General features: G+C 66.7%; 15 protein-coding genes. 2 read left to right on the top strand and 13 right to left on the bottom strand.

Annotated elements, in window-relative coordinates:
* Positions 1-147: 147 nt before the first annotated feature.
* Positions 148-942 carry a stalk domain-containing protein gene (locus SRB521_RS03100; protein WP_165366547.1) on the top strand — a complete coding sequence of 265 codons (795 nt, stop codon included), beginning with the start codon at positions 148-150 and terminating at the stop codon, positions 940-942.
* 331 nt (positions 943-1,273) lie between these two features.
* Here the strand turns inward: SRB521_RS03100 and SRB521_RS03095 are convergent, their stop codons facing one another.
* The 3 genes from SRB521_RS03095 to dusB form a co-directional block, all read right to left on the bottom strand.
* Positions 1,274-2,155, bottom strand: coding sequence for a zf-HC2 domain-containing protein (locus SRB521_RS03095; protein ID WP_116721330.1), 882 nt, complete (start codon positions 2,153-2,155; stop codon positions 1,274-1,276).
* 98 nt (positions 2,156-2,253) lie between these two features.
* Positions 2,254-2,850 carry an RNA polymerase sigma factor gene (locus tag SRB521_RS03090; RefSeq protein WP_116721331.1) on the bottom strand — a complete coding sequence of 199 codons (597 nt, stop codon included), beginning with the start codon at positions 2,848-2,850 and terminating at the stop codon, positions 2,254-2,256.
* A gap of 63 nt (positions 2,851-2,913) precedes the next feature.
* Positions 2,914-3,885, bottom strand: coding sequence for a tRNA dihydrouridine synthase DusB (gene dusB / locus SRB521_RS03085; protein WP_116721332.1), 972 nt, complete (start codon positions 3,883-3,885; stop codon positions 2,914-2,916).
* A 159-nt stretch (positions 3,886-4,044) separates the two neighbouring features.
* Between dusB and SRB521_RS03080 the strand changes: the two genes are divergently transcribed.
* Complete coding sequence (locus SRB521_RS03080; RefSeq protein WP_116721333.1) at positions 4,045-6,408, top strand: SpoIIE family protein phosphatase; 2,364 nt, start codon at positions 4,045-4,047, stop codon at positions 6,406-6,408.
* A 66-nt stretch (positions 6,409-6,474) separates the two neighbouring features.
* Here the strand turns inward: SRB521_RS03080 and SRB521_RS03075 are convergent, their stop codons facing one another.
* The 10 genes from SRB521_RS03075 to SRB521_RS03030 form a co-directional block, all read right to left on the bottom strand.
* Positions 6,475-7,875 (bottom strand): DUF1576 domain-containing protein, encoded by a 1,401-nt coding sequence (locus tag SRB521_RS03075; protein WP_075705256.1) that lies wholly within the window; start codon positions 7,873-7,875, stop codon positions 6,475-6,477.
* A 22-nt stretch (positions 7,876-7,897) separates the two neighbouring features.
* Positions 7,898-8,794, bottom strand: a complete 897-nt coding sequence (gene ribF, locus SRB521_RS03070; RefSeq protein ID WP_033116211.1) for a riboflavin biosynthesis protein RibF — start codon at positions 8,792-8,794, stop codon at positions 7,898-7,900.
* Between the two features lie 35 nt (positions 8,795-8,829).
* Positions 8,830-9,705, bottom strand: coding sequence for a tRNA pseudouridine(55) synthase TruB (gene truB / locus SRB521_RS03065; protein WP_058117036.1), 876 nt, complete (start codon positions 9,703-9,705; stop codon positions 8,830-8,832).
* A gap of 17 nt (positions 9,706-9,722) precedes the next feature.
* Positions 9,723-10,697 carry a DHH family phosphoesterase gene (locus SRB521_RS03060; RefSeq protein ID WP_058117035.1) on the bottom strand — a complete coding sequence of 325 codons (975 nt, stop codon included), beginning with the start codon at positions 10,695-10,697 and terminating at the stop codon, positions 9,723-9,725.
* Positions 10,698-10,768: 71 nt separating this feature from the next.
* Entirely contained in the window at positions 10,769-11,107 is a 339-nt protein-coding gene (rbfA, locus tag SRB521_RS03055; protein ID WP_033116195.1) for a 30S ribosome-binding factor RbfA, read from the bottom strand.
* A 206-nt stretch (positions 11,108-11,313) separates the two neighbouring features.
* Positions 11,314-13,746 (bottom strand): translation initiation factor IF-2, encoded by a 2,433-nt coding sequence (infB, locus tag SRB521_RS03050; protein ID WP_082635981.1) that lies wholly within the window; start codon positions 13,744-13,746, stop codon positions 11,314-11,316.
* Between the two features lie 271 nt (positions 13,747-14,017).
* Positions 14,018-14,548, bottom strand: a complete 531-nt coding sequence (locus SRB521_RS03045) for a L7Ae/L30e/S12e/Gadd45 family ribosomal protein (RefSeq protein ID WP_052082323.1) — start codon at positions 14,546-14,548, stop codon at positions 14,018-14,020.
* Positions 14,541-14,819 (bottom strand): RNase P modulator RnpM, encoded by a 279-nt coding sequence (gene rnpM, locus SRB521_RS03040; protein WP_058117034.1) that lies wholly within the window; start codon positions 14,817-14,819, stop codon positions 14,541-14,543. The genes SRB521_RS03045 and rnpM overlap by 8 nt, the downstream gene beginning before the upstream one ends.
* A gap of 26 nt (positions 14,820-14,845) precedes the next feature.
* Entirely contained in the window at positions 14,846-16,012 is a 1,167-nt protein-coding gene (gene nusA, locus SRB521_RS03035) for a transcription termination factor NusA (RefSeq protein WP_033116192.1), read from the bottom strand.
* Positions 16,013-16,027: 15 nt separating this feature from the next.
* Positions 16,028-16,483 carry a ribosome maturation factor RimP gene (locus tag SRB521_RS03030; protein WP_058117033.1) on the bottom strand — a complete coding sequence of 152 codons (456 nt, stop codon included), beginning with the start codon at positions 16,481-16,483 and terminating at the stop codon, positions 16,028-16,030.
* Positions 16,484-16,574: the final 91 nt, after the last annotated feature.

The raw sequence follows: 16,574 nt of genomic DNA, 5'->3' as shown, positions 1-16,574 counted from the left end.
TCAATCTCTTTATCTTGACAACTCATTTTTTATAAAAAACGTAAATCCCCTTTGGAGCCTCTTTCTTACGCCCCATTTGACATCGGCGCGCATTTTCTCTATTATAAAAAGCGGCCCTCCGAGGCGGGGGCGGAAAGGATGTTTTTTATGAGAAATCGTCAGCAATGGAGGAGCTTTTTTTCCGGCGTCGCCGTAACGGCGCTGGTCTTTTCGCTGGGCGTCCCCGCCCTAGCCGCCACGGTGCGGACCCTGGAGGCCACCTACTCCGGCATCCGCATCACGCTGGACGGCCGGGAGGTGGACCCGAAGGATGCCAACGGGGCGGCAGTGGAGCCCTTCGCCGTGGACGGCACCACCTATCTCCCCGTCCGGGCGGTGGCGGACGCCCTGGGCCTGGAGGTGACCTGGGACCAGGAGCGCCAGACCGTGGCCCTCTCCACGCCCGGCGGACAGGCCCCCGTGCCCGAAGAGAGCGCGTCCCCCTACAGCCGCACGGACCCGGTGCCCTTGGGCACGGCCCATACCTTCCGGTACGCCAAGGGAGACGATGACTGGACCATCACCATGCAGATCTCCGAGTCCCTGCGGGGGGACGAAGCCTGGCAGGCGCTCAAGGCGGCCAACCAGTTCAACGATCCCGCCCCTACTGGTAAGGAGTATGTGCTGGTGCGGCTGAGCGCCAAGGTGGACGAGACCTCCGACCCGGACCAGGCCGTGGCCTTCCACCTGGCGGGCTTTGACCTCTACAGCGCCGACAGTGTACAGTACACCGCCTTCTGGACGGTGGTGACGCCCTCTCCCAAATTTGACGGGCGGGTCTACCAGGGCGGTACGCTGGACGGCTATCTGGCCTTCCTGGTCAACCAGAGCGACCCCGCCCCCAAGGTGGTCTTCGGGGCGGATTACACCGGCGCCGGCGGCGCCTGGTTCTCCCTTACCTGATGCGCTCATCTATGGCAATGGGCCCGCAGCTTTTGAAAAGCTGCGGGCCCAGGCTGTCAAAAAGCCCTCCGGCCTTTTTGACAGCCTGAAAAATGCCGTTACTTTTTCGCCGCACAGCGGCGCAAAAGTCCGCGCTTTGCGCGCCGAAAGCCTTGCTCCGCAAGGTGTTCCGGGGCATTCCATTCCACTCGAGGCGGGCTCTGCCCCCTCGAGCTCCCCCTTCCAGATCCAGCCGTCTTCGCGTATCCCGCACGGTTTTCCACAGGCAATGGGCCCGCAGCTTTTGAAAAGCTGCGGGCCCATTGCCTGGCTTATTTTGTTTCGTTTCCCTTCACGGCGCGGCCGGGAGCCACCCCAGGACGGCCCCGGCCGCCGGGTCCCACAAAAGGACGGCGCAGGCCTCGCTCCCGCCCAGTGTGACCTTCCAGCAGCCGTTTTCGGGCACACGGACCTCAGGAAGCCACACCGCCGCCACCAGATCCGCCTCCGCGGCGGGTACGGCGGACATACGGGAGGTGTCGATCTCCTCCGCCTGCTCCAAGCCGGAGGTGGAGAGCCAGGCGGCGCACGTCTCGGTGAGGGTCCGCCGCTCCTCCTCGGTCAGCGGGATCTGCTCTGCGCCAGTGTTCTCCTCGGTCTCCGCCGGGGCAGCCTCCTGTATGGGTTCCACGCTGCGGTCCTGGACCTCCGGGGCCCTGATGCCGTTCTTCTGTACCGCGGCATCCGATTGGGGCGCCTGCGCTGAAAAGCTCTGTATCGCCGGCGCGCCTCCGGCGGCCGCGCCTTCCTCCGTTGGGGCGGCATCGGCGGGTGCGGCCATATCCGCAGCGGCAGGGGCGGAAGAGGCGCCGCTGCTCCCGCCGCCCAGGACGCTGGGCAGCGCCCGCGCCCCCAGCAGCACCACAGCAAAGACCGCCGCCAGGGAGGCCCACCGCTTCCAGGGCCGTGTCCGCCGCCCGGCAGGCGTGTGTTGGGGGAAGGGGACGGTCTTTTCCGCCCGCACACGGTCCATCACCGCGGCCCGAAAGCCCTCCGGTACCTCCTCTTCCTCCAGCTCGGAGAGCAGGGCGTGGGCCTCCTCCAACTCCCGGGCCAGCGCCCGACAGTCCCCGCAGTGTGCCAGATGCTCCTCCAGCTCTTGGCGCTCCTCCTCCTTCCATTCCCCGTCCAGTCCCAGACTGATGAGCTCCAGCGCTCTTTCACAGGTGCACATCCGGCTCCCCCCTCTCTCCACAACATTTGGGACCGCCCTGCCCGCCGCGGTTTTCTCATTTCCTTGCGCTATGTTTACGAAGCGGTACGCTCCGGTTCTCACTTTGTAGACGACGTCCCGTCAAAAAAGTTCCCCTGGGAAATCATTTCCTTGCGCAGGGCCAACCGGGCCCGGGAGATGCGGGACTTGACGGTCCCCTCCTCCAGCCCCAGGGCCCGGCCGATCTCGGCATAGCTGAGGCCCTGGAGCTCCCGCAGGACCAGGGCCTGCCTGTGCTCGGGGGAGAGCCGGTCCAACCCACGGGCCACAGCCCGCCGCAGCTCGGCCCGCTCCAGGTGCCGCTCCGGCGTGTCCCGCTCGTCGGGCAGCTCCGCCTGCCGCTCCCCCTCCTCCCCGTCCAGGGAGACGGTCATGGAGAGGCTCCGCCTTCGTTTCTCCTTTCTAAGAAAGTCGATGCAGACATTGGAGGCCAGCCGGTAGATCCAGGTGGCAAAGGAGCTCTCCCCCTGGAACCGGGGCAGACCCCGCCAGGCGTTGAGGAATGCCTCCTGGGCCAGCTCAGCCCCGTCCTCCGGGTTCCCCGCCAGGCACCGGCACAGGTTGTAGACCCGCTTTTCATTGTCGGCCACCAGCTGCTCAAAGGCCCGCTCGTCGCCCTCCCTGGCCCGCGCCACCAGCTCCTGTTCGGTTGGCATCCCCTTCACCTGCCTTTCCCCGGGACCCGCCGATCTGCATACAGGTCCTCTGCCTTTCCGCCTTTAATTTAAATCCCGCTTGATGCCCCGGGTGATCTCCTCCAGCTCCGCCATGGTCTCCACATGGCAGATCCGCTCTTTCCAGTACCCGGCATAGGGCACGCCCTTGAGATACCAGCAGTACTGCTTCCGGGCCTCCAGGCAGGCGATCTTCTCCCCCTTGTGGAGGGCGTTGATGCGGAACTGCTCCATGGCCGTATCGCACCGCTCCGTAAGCGGCGGCAGGGGCGGGATCTCCTCCCCCTCCAGGGCGGCCCGCGCCTGCCGGAAGAGCCAGGGGTTGCCGAACGCGCCCCGCCCGATCATGGCGGCATCCGCCCCCGTGTACTGCAAAATGCGCACCGCATCCCTGGGCGAGAACACATCGCCGTTTGCCAGAACGGGGATGGAGAGGGCCTCCTTTACCGCCCGGATCTGGTCCCAGTTGGCGGTGCCCGCGTACTGCTGGGCGCGGGTCCGGCCGTGGACGGCCACGGCGGAGACGCCTGCCTCCTCCATAGCCCTGGCAAACTCCACACAGTTGATGGAGCCCTTGTCCCAACCCAGGCGCATTTTTACCGTGACGGGCCGGTCGCCTGCGCCGCGGATCACCGCCTCGGCCACCCGGACGGCCAGCTCCGGCGTCCGCATGAGGCCGGAGCCGTCCCCGGAATTGGCCACCTTGGGCACTGGGCAGCCCATATTGATATCGATGATCTCCGCGCCGGAGACCTCCCCCGCGATGGCGGCGGCCTCCTCCATACACTTGGGGTCGGAGCCGAAGATCTGCGCGGCGGCGGGATGCTCTCCCTCCCCCAGCTTCAGCAGCGGAACCGATTTCCTGTCCTGATAGCACAGCGCCTTGGCGCTCACCATCTCGGTGACGGTATAGCCGCAGCCCAGCGCCCGGCAGACGGTGCGGAAACCCAGGTCGGTCACACCTGCCATGGGGGCCAGCGCCAGCCGGGACGCCACCTTTACAGTTCCTATCTCCACGGTGTCCCTCCGATTGTTGCGATTGCTGTTATCATACCATACTCCACTCCATCCGGCAAGTCTCCGGCTTTCCTCAGTTCTCCTCCATGTTCCGACCAGTTATTTCCATATTATGGGTTATACTGTCTCCACAACCAGATACATAGGAGGAGATCGTCCATGGCGGCGAAGACAGCATTGAAGGTAAAAGCGGCCCGGCTGCGGGAGGAGATGACGCGGACGGGCCGGGTGGTGCTCCGGGCGCCCGCGCTGGTGCGGGGGGCGGAGTGCGCCATCCGGTTTTCCCTGGGGGCAGTGCTCGCGGGAGCGGAGATCTTTGGGGGGTACGCCCCCTTCGGACTGAGCATGGTGGGCTGCTCGGGCTCAGGCCTGGACGGCTTTGCCGCCCTGATAGGCGCCTGCCTGGGCTATCTGTCCTTCCGGGGGCTGACCGAGGGTCTGCGGTACGTGGCGGCGGCCATGCTCATTTTTTCGGTATCCTTTGCCTTTTTCGACATCAGGCTCTACCGGAAAAGCTGGTTCATGCCCCTGGTGAGCGCCCTCCTCAGCGGGGCCACCGGCTTTGTCTATCTGGGCAAGGGGGGATGGGCGCCCCCCACCGTTATTTTCTTCGCCACCGAGCTGCTGCTGACGGCGGCGGGCGTCTACTTTTACCGCATCGCCTTCTCCCCCTGGACCAATCCCCGGGAGGACGGGGGCCTCACCCCCCGACAGCTCACCAGCCTGCTGATCCTGGGGGGGACGGTGCTCATCTCCCTGGCGCAGCTCCAGCTTCTGGGCGAGTCCCTCTCCGCCGGGCGGGTGCTCGCCGCCCTGGCGGTGATGGTGTGCGCCTCCCAGGGGGGACTAGGCGTGGGGGCGGCGGTGGGTGTGGCCGCGGGCATCTGCATGGACCTGGCCGCCGGAGAGAGCGTCTTTTCCTGCACGGTGGCCTATGGCTTCGCCGGGCTCATGACCGGCGTGTTCAAAGGCCAGAGCAAGACGGCCTGCGCCGTGGCCTACGTCCTCTCCAACGCCGTCACCGTCCTGTGGGCCTGGGACGGCGGGCTGCGCCTCTCCCTCCTCTATGAGGTCTTTTCCGCCTCGGTCCTCTTCCTGCTGCTGCCGGACCGGCTGCTGCGGAAGGCCGCCGCCCGCCTCTCCCAGGAGCGGGGGGACGACACCGGGGACCGGGCCGCCGCCTATGTGCGGGAGCGCCTGCGGGAGACGGCCGGCGCTTTCCGGGAGCTCTACGAGACCATGAAGGGCGCCTTCCGCCGCCCCGGCCCCAACGACGGGGACATGTCCGCCATTTTCGACCGGGCGGCGGACAAGGTGTGCCGCCGCTGCGCCCTGCGGGACGCCTGCTGGCAGCGGGACTACACCTCCACCTTCAACGCCCTCAACGACGCCCTGCCCGCCATGACGGACCGGGGCCGCGGGGAGCCGGGGGACTTCCCCCAGCATTTTTCCACCCGGTGCCTCCACTTCCCCGCCTTCCTGGCGGCCGCCAACGAGGAGCTCACCGCCGTCCTGTGCCGGAGGCAGTATAAGAGCCGCCTGCAGGAAAACCGCTCGGCGGTGTGCCGCCAGTACGGGGAGCTCTCCGCCCTGCTGGGCGCCGCTGCGGCGGAGCTCTCCGCCGAGCTCACCCCCGACCCGACGCGGGAGAAGCGGCTGCGCCAGCACCTCACCGCCCTGGCCCTGGAGGCCGAAGCCTGGGTCTACTACGACGAGGCCGGCCATCTCCGGGCCGAGATCGAGGGCCCGGACCTCTCGGCCCTGCGGACGGACCGGGAGCGCGCCGCCCTCTCCGACCTGCTGGGCCTTGCCCTGCGGGAGCCGGAGGAGGGGGAGGCTGGCGAGCTGGAGCGGCTGGTCTTTACCCAGGCCGAACCCCTCCAGGCCGTCATGGGCGTGGCCGCCCGGCAAAAGGACGGCGAGACCGTGAGCGGGGACGCGGGCGCGCTCTTCAAGACCGACAGCGGCATGCTCTACATTCTCCTGTGCGACGGCATGGGCAGCGGTGTGGCGGCCAGCCGGGAGAGCAAGCTGGCCATCCGCCTACTGGAGCGTTTTCTGAAAGCGGGCGTGGACCCGGAGTCCGCCCTCAAGACCCTCAACTCCGCCCTGGCCCTCCGCAACGAGGAGGAGGGCGGCTTCACCACCGTGGACCTGCTGCGGCTGGACCTCTTCACCGGCGAGGGCGCCCTCTACAAGTTCGGGGCGGCGCCCACCTATATCCGCCGTGGCGGCTCGGTGAGCCGGGTGACGGGCTGTGCCCTCCCCGCGGGCCTCTCCACCGGGGAGCGGGCGGCCCCCGACGTGAGCCGCCTGCAGTTGGAGCCCGGAGACGTGGTGGTGCTGGTGAGCGACGGCGTGACCGACCGCAGGGACGACCAGTGGTTGCGCGCCGCCCTCTCCGCCTTCAACGGGGAGAGCCCCAAGGACCTGGCCCGGACCCTGGTCTCCCCCGGCGAGGGGGAGACCGCCGACGACGACCGCACCGCCCTGGTGGTGCGGGTGGACCGCCGCCAAGCGTGACCGGGGACGCGCCGGCGCCAAAACGGCCGCCGAAAAGTCCAAAAGACTTTTCGGCGGCCGTCTCTTTTATCGCTCGGAGGGGCCGCGATTTTCGTAGGCCTCCTCCTCCCGCAGAGCGGGGAAGGGCTCCCCCTCCGGCTCCCGTTCCTCCGGGGTGAGGTCCCGCTCCATGGGGGCCGGTTTGTCCTCCTGGAACACTTCGAAGAGGTCCCGGGGGGTGAGCTCCGGCTTCCTGTGGCGGAAGATGGCCATGACGGTGGGGAACAGCACGATAGCGATGAGCCCGCCGGAATAGCCGTTGTTATAGAGGTTGACCCCCGCCAGCACCGACCCGGCCTGGAGGACCACCGCCGAGTGGAGAAACCCGGCCACAACGCCGGCCGGCCAGCCGAACACCCCGGCAAAGGGGGCCAGCGTGGTGCCGAAGAGGGCGGCCAACTGCACCGAGGGGTCGTTGAGATTGAAGTGCATGAACGCACCGCCCAGCATCACGCCCCCGATGATGGGCAGGATGTTCCGAACGTGTTTGCCGTAGGCCGAAAAGCCGATCACGGTGAGGATACCGCCCAGAGTGGGGCCATTCAGGTCCCCGCCCACCAAGAGGATGTAGCCGGTGCACACCAGGCCGTTCACCCCCATGTTCACCAGAACGGGACCGGCGCCCAGCATACGCAGGTAGTCGCTGGGGGCGCGTCCGGTGCTGGTGAGAAGGCGGCGGTAGCCCGCCCAGACCGCCCAGGCCGGCTTGCCTGTGAGGAAAAAGCCGCACAGAAGAAACGCCAAGCAGAGGACCACCATCAGGGGCGCGAAGCGCCCGTTGTTGCCGGTGGCCCAGAAAAAGGCGCTGTCCGGCGCGTCCCCCACCGCCTCCAGCACGGGCACCAGCATCATGGCCAGCAGGCCGCAGGCAAAGCCCATATTATAGAGGTTCATGCCGTTCTGTACTTTATATGTATAGGCCGACAGCGGCGGCAGGACCATCCCGATGCCGATGCCGATCAGCAGGCCCAGTAGGGGGTGGGCATGGCGGCTGCCGAAGGTCATATAGCTCACCAGCGGCGAGAGGGCCGTGGCCAAGAGGGCCACCGCCGCGTATTTGGAAAAGGGCTCCTTTTGAAGCTTGGCATAGAGCCATGTCCCCAGGATGATGGGCCAGATATTGAAAATATTTTTCCCGAAGAGGGCGAAGCCGGACATCAGCCCGATCTCGGTGATGGTGAAGCCGTTGAGCGGGTCCTTTGCGACGTAGAGGAGCAGTACGCTGGCTGCCGTGACCAGCCCGGCGTTGACAAAGGCCGCGCCTGGCCCGGCGATCTGCACGTAGTCGGTGATGAGCACGTCCTGCATGGTGACGATCTTCCACAGCCCGGGCAGGATATTCGCCGGGTCGTCAAAGATCAGCGCCGCCGCCATCAGCGCCGCCGCATACAAGAGGATCAGTCGGTACATCGATTTGTATCGGATCATCTTATGCCCCCCTATCGGTCCATCAAGGCCCAAAATATTTCCTCGTCTCCTCCGCGTTTTTCATGACTTCGGCCCGCAGGGCCTCCAGGCTGGGGAATTTCCGCTCTCCCCGCAGCTTTTTGTAAAACTCCATCCGGATGGTCTGTCCGTAGAGGTCGCCCGAGAAGTCCAGGATATAGCCCTCCACGTTGACCCTGTTCCCGTCGTCCACCGTGGGGCGCACCCCGATATTGGTGACCGCCGGGCGGCTGGAGCCGTCCCCGAACCACACACGGGTGACGTACACCCCGTGGGCGGGCACCAGCACCCCCTCCGGAAAGCGGAGGTTCACGGTGGGGAAGCCCAGCGTGGTGCCCAGCTTCTTTCCGTGGGTCACCCGGTCGGTGAGCACATGGGGGTGTCCCAGAAACTCCATGGCCCGCTCCATCTCCCCCTGGGCGATGAGAGTGCGGATATAGGTGGAGGAGACGGTGATCCCCTCCCGCTCCACCTTGGGGATGATGTCGCAGCCCACACCCAGCTCCCGGCACAGCCCTTCCAGGCGCTGGGGATTGCCCTCCCCCTTGTAGCCGAAGTGGAAGTCGTGCCCAGCCACCACATGGACGGCTCCGTGCTCCTGCACCAGATACTCGGCGACGAAGGCCCGCCAATCCATGCGCATCATGCTGTCAAAGTGGGCCACGATGACGTCCTGTATCCCGTACAGCCGCCGCATCAGGTCGGCCCGGTCCGCGGCGGAATTGATGAGCGGCGTGACCGCCCCGGTGATCCGGCTGGAGGGGTGGGCGTCGAAGGTGAAGGCGGTGGGCGCCGCCCCCAGCTCCTCCGCCCGGTCCCGAACCCTGCTCAACAGGGCTCCGTGGCCCTTGTGCACGCCGTCAAAAAAGCCCAGGGCAATGACTCGTTTTCTCTCGTTCAAGCTGATTCCTCGCTTTATCTTCACTGTGGCGCCGCTCACACCTCGTAAAAGCTCTTCACGGTACGCATCCGCCCCCGCTCCAGTTCTCCCAGGAGCAGAAAATCGCCCGCCGGGCCGTAGACCCGATAGGTCCCGTCCGCCCCCCGCCAGGGAAAGGCGGCGCCGTTCCGGGCGGCCCTCTCCTCCCGGAGCCCCACCGTCAGGGCGGGGTGGTCCCGGAAGTAGGCGTCCACCGGCAGGAGGAGGCGCTCCGCCTCCCCCCGGTCCGCCGCCGCCTGCACGTCCTCCAGCCGCACCGCTCGGTCCAGACCGAAGCCGGCGGCCTCGGTGCGCCGGAGCGCGCTGAGGGTCCCGCCGCAGCCCAGCGCCGCCCCCACGTCGTGGCAGAGGGTGCGGACATAGGTCCCCTTGGAGCAGCGCACCCGCAGAAGGTAGTCCCCCGCTCCGGTCCGCTCCAGCAACTCCAGGGCATGGATGGTGACGGGGCGGGGCTTCCGCTCCACCTCCCGGCCCTTCCGGGCCAGCTCATAGAGCTTTTTCCCGCCGATCTTCACCGCGGAGTACATGGGGGGCACCTGGAGGATCTCCCCCCGGAAGGCGGCCAGGGCGGCCTCCACCTCCGCCGGAGCGCATGTCACGGGGCGCTCCTCCAGCACCCGGCCGGTGACGTCCTGGGTGTCGGTGACAAGGCCCAGCCGCAGGCCGGCCAGGTACTCCTTGCCGGTCTGTTCGGCAAACTCCACCGCCCGGGTGGCCCGGCCGAGAAAGACGGGCAGCACCCCTGTGGCCATGGGGTCCAGCGTTCCGGCGTGCCCCACCCGCTTCTCGTGAAAGATCCCCCGCAGCTTGGCGCACACGTCCATGCTGGTCCAGCCGGCGGGCTTATCGATGATGATGATCCCGTTGGGCATCCGCTCACCCTTTCCCTTCAGGTCCCGGCGGAAGCGCCGTCCCGGTCCTCCACCCACACTTGGCGGATAGCCGCAAGTATGGCCGCCTTGGCCTCTGCCACGGTGCCCATGACGGTGCAGCCCGCGGCGGAGGCGTGCCCGCCGCCGCCCAGCAGAGCGCAGACCCGGGTGGCGTTCAGCCCCTGATCGGTGCGCACCGAGAGCTTGCACTCCCCGGGGGCCAGCTCCCGGATGGTGACGGAGGTCCGCACCCCCTCGATCTGCCCCAGGAAGGCGGCGATGTCCTCGGCGTCTCGCTCGGTGGCCTCCAGCCGGGCCATATCCGCCAGGGAGATGGCCGCGATCACGGTGGCCCCCCCGTCGTGGACGTCCATGCCGTCCACCAGCAGGCTCTCCAGCCGCAGGCGCTTGAGGCTCTTGGTGCGGAAATGGCGCTTATTGACCCCCTGGAAATCGATGCCCACCGCCATGAGATCGGCGCACACCCGATGGGTGGCCGGCGTGGTGTTGCTGTACATGAAGCAGCCCGTGTCTGTGGCCACGGCCACGTAGAGGGGCAGGGCCGCAGCGGGGCTCACCGGCCCCCACTGGCGGATCAGATCGTAGATGAGCTCTCCACAGGCCGCCCGTCCGGGGTCCACACAGCTCTCCCGGGCAAAGCCCTCGTAGGAGGGGTGGTGGTCGATCCCCAGGTCGATGCCCCGGGCCAGGTATCGCTCCCCCCGGGGCGTGAACAGGCTCCGCCCCGCGATATCCACCGACACCACGAAATCCGGTTCCCAGTCCTCCTCTGCCAGATAGCCCCCCAGGTAGGGGGTAAAGAGGCTGGTGGCGTCCTCGTTGGGAAGGATGCAGGCCGTCTTTCCCTGCTCCCGCAGGGCGGCGCACAGCCCAGCCGCACAGCCGATGGTGTCCCCATCGGGACGGCGGTGGGTCAGAATGAGAATCCGATCCTGTTTCTTCAGCAGCTCGGCTGCCGCTTTGTAGTCCATTGCTCTCTCCTCCAGGGTAATTGATGCGCGCCGCCGGCGCGGCCATGGGCCGCAGCGCGGCCCGTTCCGGATCACTGGTCCAGCTTTTCGATGAGCTCCAGGATGTGCGCGCCCTCGGCGATGGAGTCGTCCGCCACAAAGGTGAGCTCCGGGGTGTACCGGAGCTGCAGGCTGCGCCCCAGCTCCCGCCGCAGGTAGCCCCCGGCGGATCTGAGGCCCTTGACCACCTCTTTCACGTCGCTCTTGTCCAGTACGCTGACAAAGATCTTGGCGTACCGCAGGTCGGGCGTGGTGTCCACCGCGGTGATGGAGACCAGGCCGTGGACCCGGGGATCCTTGACGGTACGGATGAGGGAGGAGAGCTCCCGCTGGATCTCCTCGTTGATGCGTCCAATTCGGTTGCTTGCCATATTTGTTCTCCTAATTATAGCCGCAAAGAGCCCGCCCGCTCCTCAATGGGGACGGAAACGGGCCCTTTGGGCAGTCAAATTTGAAATTGCGCGGCGGCTCGTCCTCGCAAAGTCCGCTTTGTTTGCTTCCCCCTGCCGGGAAAAGCTCACTCCGCTCATCTCTGCGCCAAACGCCGCCCCTGCGGGGCGGCTGCGCGACGCGCGGGTTACCGCTCGATCTCTTCCATATTGAAGCACTCGATGACGTCGCCCACCTTGATGTCGCTGTATTTCTCAATGCCGATGCCGCACTCGTAACCCTGGGCGACCTCCTTCTGGTCGTCCTTGAAGCGCTTGAGCGAGGCCAGCACGCCCTCGTGGATGACGATATTGTCCCGCAGCAGGCGGATCTGGGCATTGCGGGCCACCCTGCCGTCGGTGACATAGCAGCCGGCGATCATACCTGCGCCGGTGATCTTGTACACCTCGCGGACTTCCGCATGGCCCAGCAGGACCTCCTTGTACTTGGGGGCCAGCATGCCCTTCATGGCGGACTCGATCTCCTCAATGCAGTCGTAGATGACGCGGTACATGCGCATATCCACATTCATGCGAGCGGCCGAATCCCGGGCGTTGTTGTCGGGGCGGACGTTGAAGCCCACGATGATGGCCCCGGAAGTGCCGGCCAGCATGACGTCGGACTCGTTGATGGCGCCCACGGCGCAGTGGATGACCCGGACCCGCACCTCCTCGTTGGAGAGCTTTTCCAGGGAGGACTTCACCGCCTCCGCAGAGCCCTGCACGTCGGCCTTCACGATGATGTTCAGGTCCTTGATCTCGCCCTGCTGAATCTGGCTGAACAGGTCCTCCAGCGTGACCTTCTGGCCCACGGGGCCGTTGAGTCTGTCCTTGTTCTCCTGCTTGCGCTGCTCCACCAGCTCCCGGGCCATGCGCTCATCGGCCACGGCGTGGAAGTCGTCGCCGGCGCCGGGCACCTCGCCCATGCCGATGATCTCCACGGGGACGGAGGGTCCGGCCTCCGTGAGCTTCTGGCCCCGGGCGTTGGTCATGGCGCGGACACGGCCCACGGCGGTGCCGGCGATGATGACGTCGCCCTGATGCAGAGTACCGTTCTGGACCAGCAGGGTAGCCACAGGGCCGCGGCCCTTGTCCAGCCGGGCCTCGATGACTGCGCCGTGGGCGGAGCGGTCGGGATTGGCCCTGAGCTCCTGCATCTCGGCGGTGAGGAGCACCATCTCCAGCAGGCTGTCCACCCCCATGCCGGTCTTGGCGGAGATGGGACAGATGATGGTCTCGCCGCCCCACTCCTCGGGCACCAGCTCGTATTCGGTGAGCTGCTGCTTGATGCGCTCGGGGTTGGCCTCGGGCTTATCCATCTTGTTGATGGCCACGATGATGGGGATGCCGGCGGCCTTGGCGTGGTTGATGGACTCCACGGTCTGGGGCATGATGCCGTCGTCGGCGGCCACCACCAGAATGGCCACGTCGGTGATCATGGCGCCGCGGGCGCGCATGGCGGTGAACGCCTCATGGCCCGGGGTGTCCAGGAAGGTGATGGGCTGGCCCTTCACCGACACCTGGTAGGCGCCGATGTGCTGGGTGATGCCGCCGGCCTCGCCGGAGGCCACGTCGGAGCTGCGGATATAGTCCAGCAGCGAGGTCTTGCCGTGGTCCACGTGGCCCATGACCACCACCACGGGGGCCCGGGGGCGCAGGTCCTCCTCCTTGTCCTCGGAGACGTCGATGAGCCGCTCCTCAATGGTGACGATGATCTCCTTCTCCACCTTGCAGCCCAGCTCTTCGGCGATGATGGCGGCGGTGTCGAAGTCGATGACGTCGGAGAGGGAGGCCATGACGCCGTTCTTGATGAGGCACTTGACCACCTCTGCGCCGGTCTTTTTCATGCGGGAGGCCAGCTCGCCCACCCCGATCTCGTCGGGGATCTTCACCACCAGAGGGTGCTTTTTGGCGATCTCGGCCTGGAGGCGGCGCATCTTCTCCTGCTCCTCCTGGCGGCGCTTGCTGCCCTGGAAGCCGCCGCCCCGGCGCTGGTTGTTGCGGCCCTGGAACTTCTGCTTCCCGGCCTGCATCTGGGTGGTCTTGCCCGCGGCCAGCTTCTCCAGCTTTTCGTCGTATTTGTCCAGATTCACGCTGCCGCTCTTCCGGGTATCCACGATCTTCTTTTCAGGCACCCGGGTGCCGGGACGGCTGAGATTCTGCTGCCCGGCGGACTGCTGGCCCTGGGGCCGCTGCTGAGCCGGCTGCTGCCCGGCGGAACGGGGCGCCTGGGCACGCTGCTGGCCCTGCTGGCCGGAGGGCCGGGGCGCGCCGCCGTGCCCGGGCCGGTTCTGCGCGGCAGGGGCACCTGCCTGGGCGGCGGGGGCCGGTTTGGCCCCCTGGGGGGCGGGCTTGGGCTCGTGATAGGTGTCGGCATAGATGCTCTCGATGCTCTGGACCTGATTGTGCTGGGTCAGATAGTCAAAAAGGATGGACAACTCCCGGTCCTCCAGCACCTGCATGTGGTTCTTGGGCGCCGTGGCGTATTTGGTGAGGATGTCGGCGATCTCCTTGGTGGGGCGACCGAAGTCCTTGGCCACCTCATGCACTCTGTACTTTACGATCAAATAAATTCCCTCCATACTGCGGGGATCACTCCAATACGGAAACGCAAACCGTGCGTTTTGCGCTCTCGTATTGAAGCGATCCGCTCAAATTTTCTCATTGCCGTACCGCCTTGGCGGTCTCATCTGCGCTCTTTCACGTCACTTGACGCCCTCCTTCGCGGGGGCGGGAACCGGCCGCGCCGCTTCCCCGCCTCTCCTCTCCCCGCAAAGCCGCGGCTCTGCGGAGGCTCTATGGCAAATATCTTCCACTGCGCCGGCCATGGCCGGGCGGCGGCCCAAAGGGATCTCAGCTCTGCTTCCCGGGCTTCGGGTACGTCTTCCCGCCCTTGCCCGGTGCGCCCCGGCCCCGCTGGGCCAGACGGCGCTCCGCGCCGCAGGAGGCGGGAGCAACCCAGGGCTTTGCCCCGGCCTTTTGCAGCTTCTGCTCGTGGCGGCGCTGCTCCCGCTGGCGCTGGAGCATTCTGGCCGCCTTGGCGGACACCGCCTCGGCCGTCTCGCCGTACCGCTCCGCGTCCCGGGCGGAGAGCTTTCCCATAAAGGAAGCGGCCAGCCCCGCGTCGGTAAAAGCCAGCATGGCGCAGGACGTGCGCCCCACGGCCCCGCCCAGTTCCTCCTTGGAGTAAGGGCACTGGACCACGGGACATGCGCCGGCCTCGGCAAAATGGGCGGCCCGGCGGCAGGTATTGTCGGCGGCGTCGCGGGCCAGGACGATGAGACGGGCCTGCCGGGCCCGGGCGGCGGCGCCCACGGGCTCCTCCCCCACCTCGACCCGGCGGGCCTTTTTTGCGATGCCCACAAGGTGGAGCGTATTATCCATTCTGCTCCTCCCCCGCCTTCATCTGGCCCTCCAGGGCCTCGTACACCTCTCCGGGGAGGGCCGTGGAAAAGGCCCTCTCCAGCGCCTTGGACTTTCTCGCCCGGGCAAGGCACGCCGGGTCCGGGCACAGGTAGGCGCCCCGGCCCGGCTTTTTGCCCCTGAAGTCCAGCGAGATCTCCCCCTCCGGGGATTTGACCACCCGGATGAGGGCCCGCTTCTCCTTCATCTCCCGGCAGCCCACACACTGGCGCATGGGGATCTTTTTCGGCATGGGAACGTCACCTCTTTCTCGGCGGCTTACTCCTCGAGGGCGGCGTCCTCGGTCTCGTCATCCACCACCACAAGTCCGTCGTCCTCGGCCTCCGGCAGTTCGCCGGGGTCGGACGCGGGCTTGATATCAATTTTATAATTGGTCAGCTTGGCGGCCAGCCGGGCGTTCTGCCCCTCCTTGCCGATGGCCAGGGAGAGCTGATCGTCGGGCACCACCACCCGGCAGGCCTTGCCGTCGGGCAGCAGGTCCACGCTGAGCACGTCGGCCGGGGACAGCGCCGCGGCGATGTACTGGGCGGGGTCCTCGCTGTACTTGATGATGTCCACCTTTTCCCCGTGGAGCTCCTCCACGATGTTGTTGACCCGGGCGCCGCCGGGACCCACACAGGCGCCGATGGGGTCCACGTTCTCGTCACCGGACCATACGGCGATCTTGGTGCGGCTGCCCGCCTCCCGGGCGATGGACTTGACCTCCACGGTGCCGTCGTAGATCTCGGGGATCTCCAGCTCGAAGAGCCGCTTCACCAGGCCCGGGTGGGTCCGGGAGATGAGCACCTGGGGCCCCCGGGTGGAGCGGCGGACCTCCACCACATAGACCCGCAGGCGGTCCCCCTCACGGATCGCCTCGCCCCGGACCTGCTCGCCGGGGGCCAGGAAGGCCTCGGTATACTCACTGCTGGAGTTGATGCGCAGGTTGGCCGCGCCGCTCTTGGGATCGACGCGGGTGACCACGCCGGTGAGGATCTCGTGCTCCTTGGAACTGAACTTGTCATAGACCATGTCCCGCTCGGCCTCCCGGATGCCCTGGATGATGACCTGACGGGCGGTCTGGGCGGCGATACGGCCAAAGTTCTTGGTCTTGACCTCGATGCGGACCACATCTCCCAGCTGGGCGTGGGGCAGTGCGCGGCGGGCCTCCTCCAGTGACATCTCGACGGCGGGATTGTCCACCGTCTCCACGATGTCCTTGAGCACGAACATGCGCACCTCGCCGGTCTCGGGGTTGGCCTTGATCTCGATGTTGTCCCCCGCGCCCTCGTGGTCCCGCTTGTAGGCGGAGGCCAGGGCCTGGGTGATCTTCTCCATCATATAGCCGGCGGGAATGCCCTTCTCCTTCTCGATCTGGGCGATGGCGGCGAAGAACTCCTTCCCGTCGCTTTCATTGCTGTTGGTCTTGGTATTTTTTCTCGGCATCTTCCATACTCTCCCTTAAAACGCCACGTGCAGCCGCACCTGCGCCACGTCCTTTTTCTCCAGCGTCACGTCGCCGCCGGGCAGCTCCACCGTCACGTCCCCGTTTTCGTAGGCCTTCAGCGCGCCGGTGAGCTCCTTCCGGCCCTCCCGGGCCCGGTAGAGCTTCACATCCACCTGCTCGCCCAGAAACTGCCGGAAATGCTCCGGCTTTTTCAGCGCCCGGTCGGCCCCGGCGGAGGAGACCTCCAGGGTGTAGCTCCCCTCGATGGGATCGGCCTCGTCCAGCGCGTCGCTGAGGGGGCGGGCCACCGCCTCGCAGTCGTCGATGGACACCCCGCCCGCCTTGTCGATGTAGACCCGGAGATACCAGGCGCCCGCCTCCTTTACATACTCCACGTCCCAGAGTGTACAGCCGTTCCCGGCCGCGATGGGCCCGGCCAGTTCCGCCGTGAGCTCGGTCACCTTTGCCACAGTGTCTCCCCCTTCGATCTGGTTTACCATTTTTTTACACGTTTGTTTTTTTCAATAAGAAAGAGCGGGGCGAACCCCACTCTTGACGGAT

The organism is Intestinimonas butyriciproducens, from assembly GCF_004154955.1.
Taxonomy (GTDB): Bacteria; Bacillota; Clostridia; order Oscillospirales; family Oscillospiraceae; genus Intestinimonas; species Intestinimonas butyriciproducens.
The sequence above is the reverse complement of the archived record's forward strand: the minus strand, read 5'-3'. Positions and strand labels throughout refer to the sequence as shown.

Bases quoted from the DNA above. Each gene is read 5' to 3' on its own strand.
- SRB521_RS03100 (WP_165366547.1), top strand. From the start codon at position 148: ATGAGAAATCGTCAGCAATGGAGGAGCTTTTTTTCCGGCGTCGCCGTA.
- SRB521_RS03095 (WP_116721330.1), bottom strand. From the start codon at position 2,155: ATGTGCACCTGTGAAAGAGCGCTGGAGCTCATCAGTCTGGGACTGGAC.
- SRB521_RS03090 (WP_116721331.1), bottom strand. From the start codon at position 2,850: ATGCCAACCGAACAGGAGCTGGTGGCGCGGGCCAGGGAGGGCGACGAG.
- SRB521_RS03080 (WP_116721333.1), top strand. From the start codon at position 4,045: ATGGCGGCGAAGACAGCATTGAAGGTAAAAGCGGCCCGGCTGCGGGAG.
- SRB521_RS03075 (WP_075705256.1), bottom strand. From the start codon at position 7,875: ATGATCCGATACAAATCGATGTACCGACTGATCCTCTTGTATGCGGCG.
- truB (WP_058117036.1), bottom strand. From the start codon at position 9,705: ATGCCCAACGGGATCATCATCATCGATAAGCCCGCCGGCTGGACCAGC.
- SRB521_RS03060 (WP_058117035.1), bottom strand. From the start codon at position 10,697: ATGGACTACAAAGCGGCAGCCGAGCTGCTGAAGAAACAGGATCGGATT.
- rbfA (WP_033116195.1), bottom strand. From the start codon at position 11,107: ATGGCAAGCAACCGAATTGGACGCATCAACGAGGAGATCCAGCGGGAG.
- infB (WP_082635981.1), bottom strand. From the start codon at position 13,746: ATGGAGGGAATTTATTTGATCGTAAAGTACAGAGTGCATGAGGTGGCC.
- SRB521_RS03045 (WP_052082323.1), bottom strand. From the start codon at position 14,548: ATGGATAATACGCTCCACCTTGTGGGCATCGCAAAAAAGGCCCGCCGG.
- rnpM (WP_058117034.1), bottom strand. From the start codon at position 14,819: ATGCCGAAAAAGATCCCCATGCGCCAGTGTGTGGGCTGCCGGGAGATG.
- nusA (WP_033116192.1), bottom strand. From the start codon at position 16,012: ATGCCGAGAAAAAATACCAAGACCAACAGCAATGAAAGCGACGGGAAG.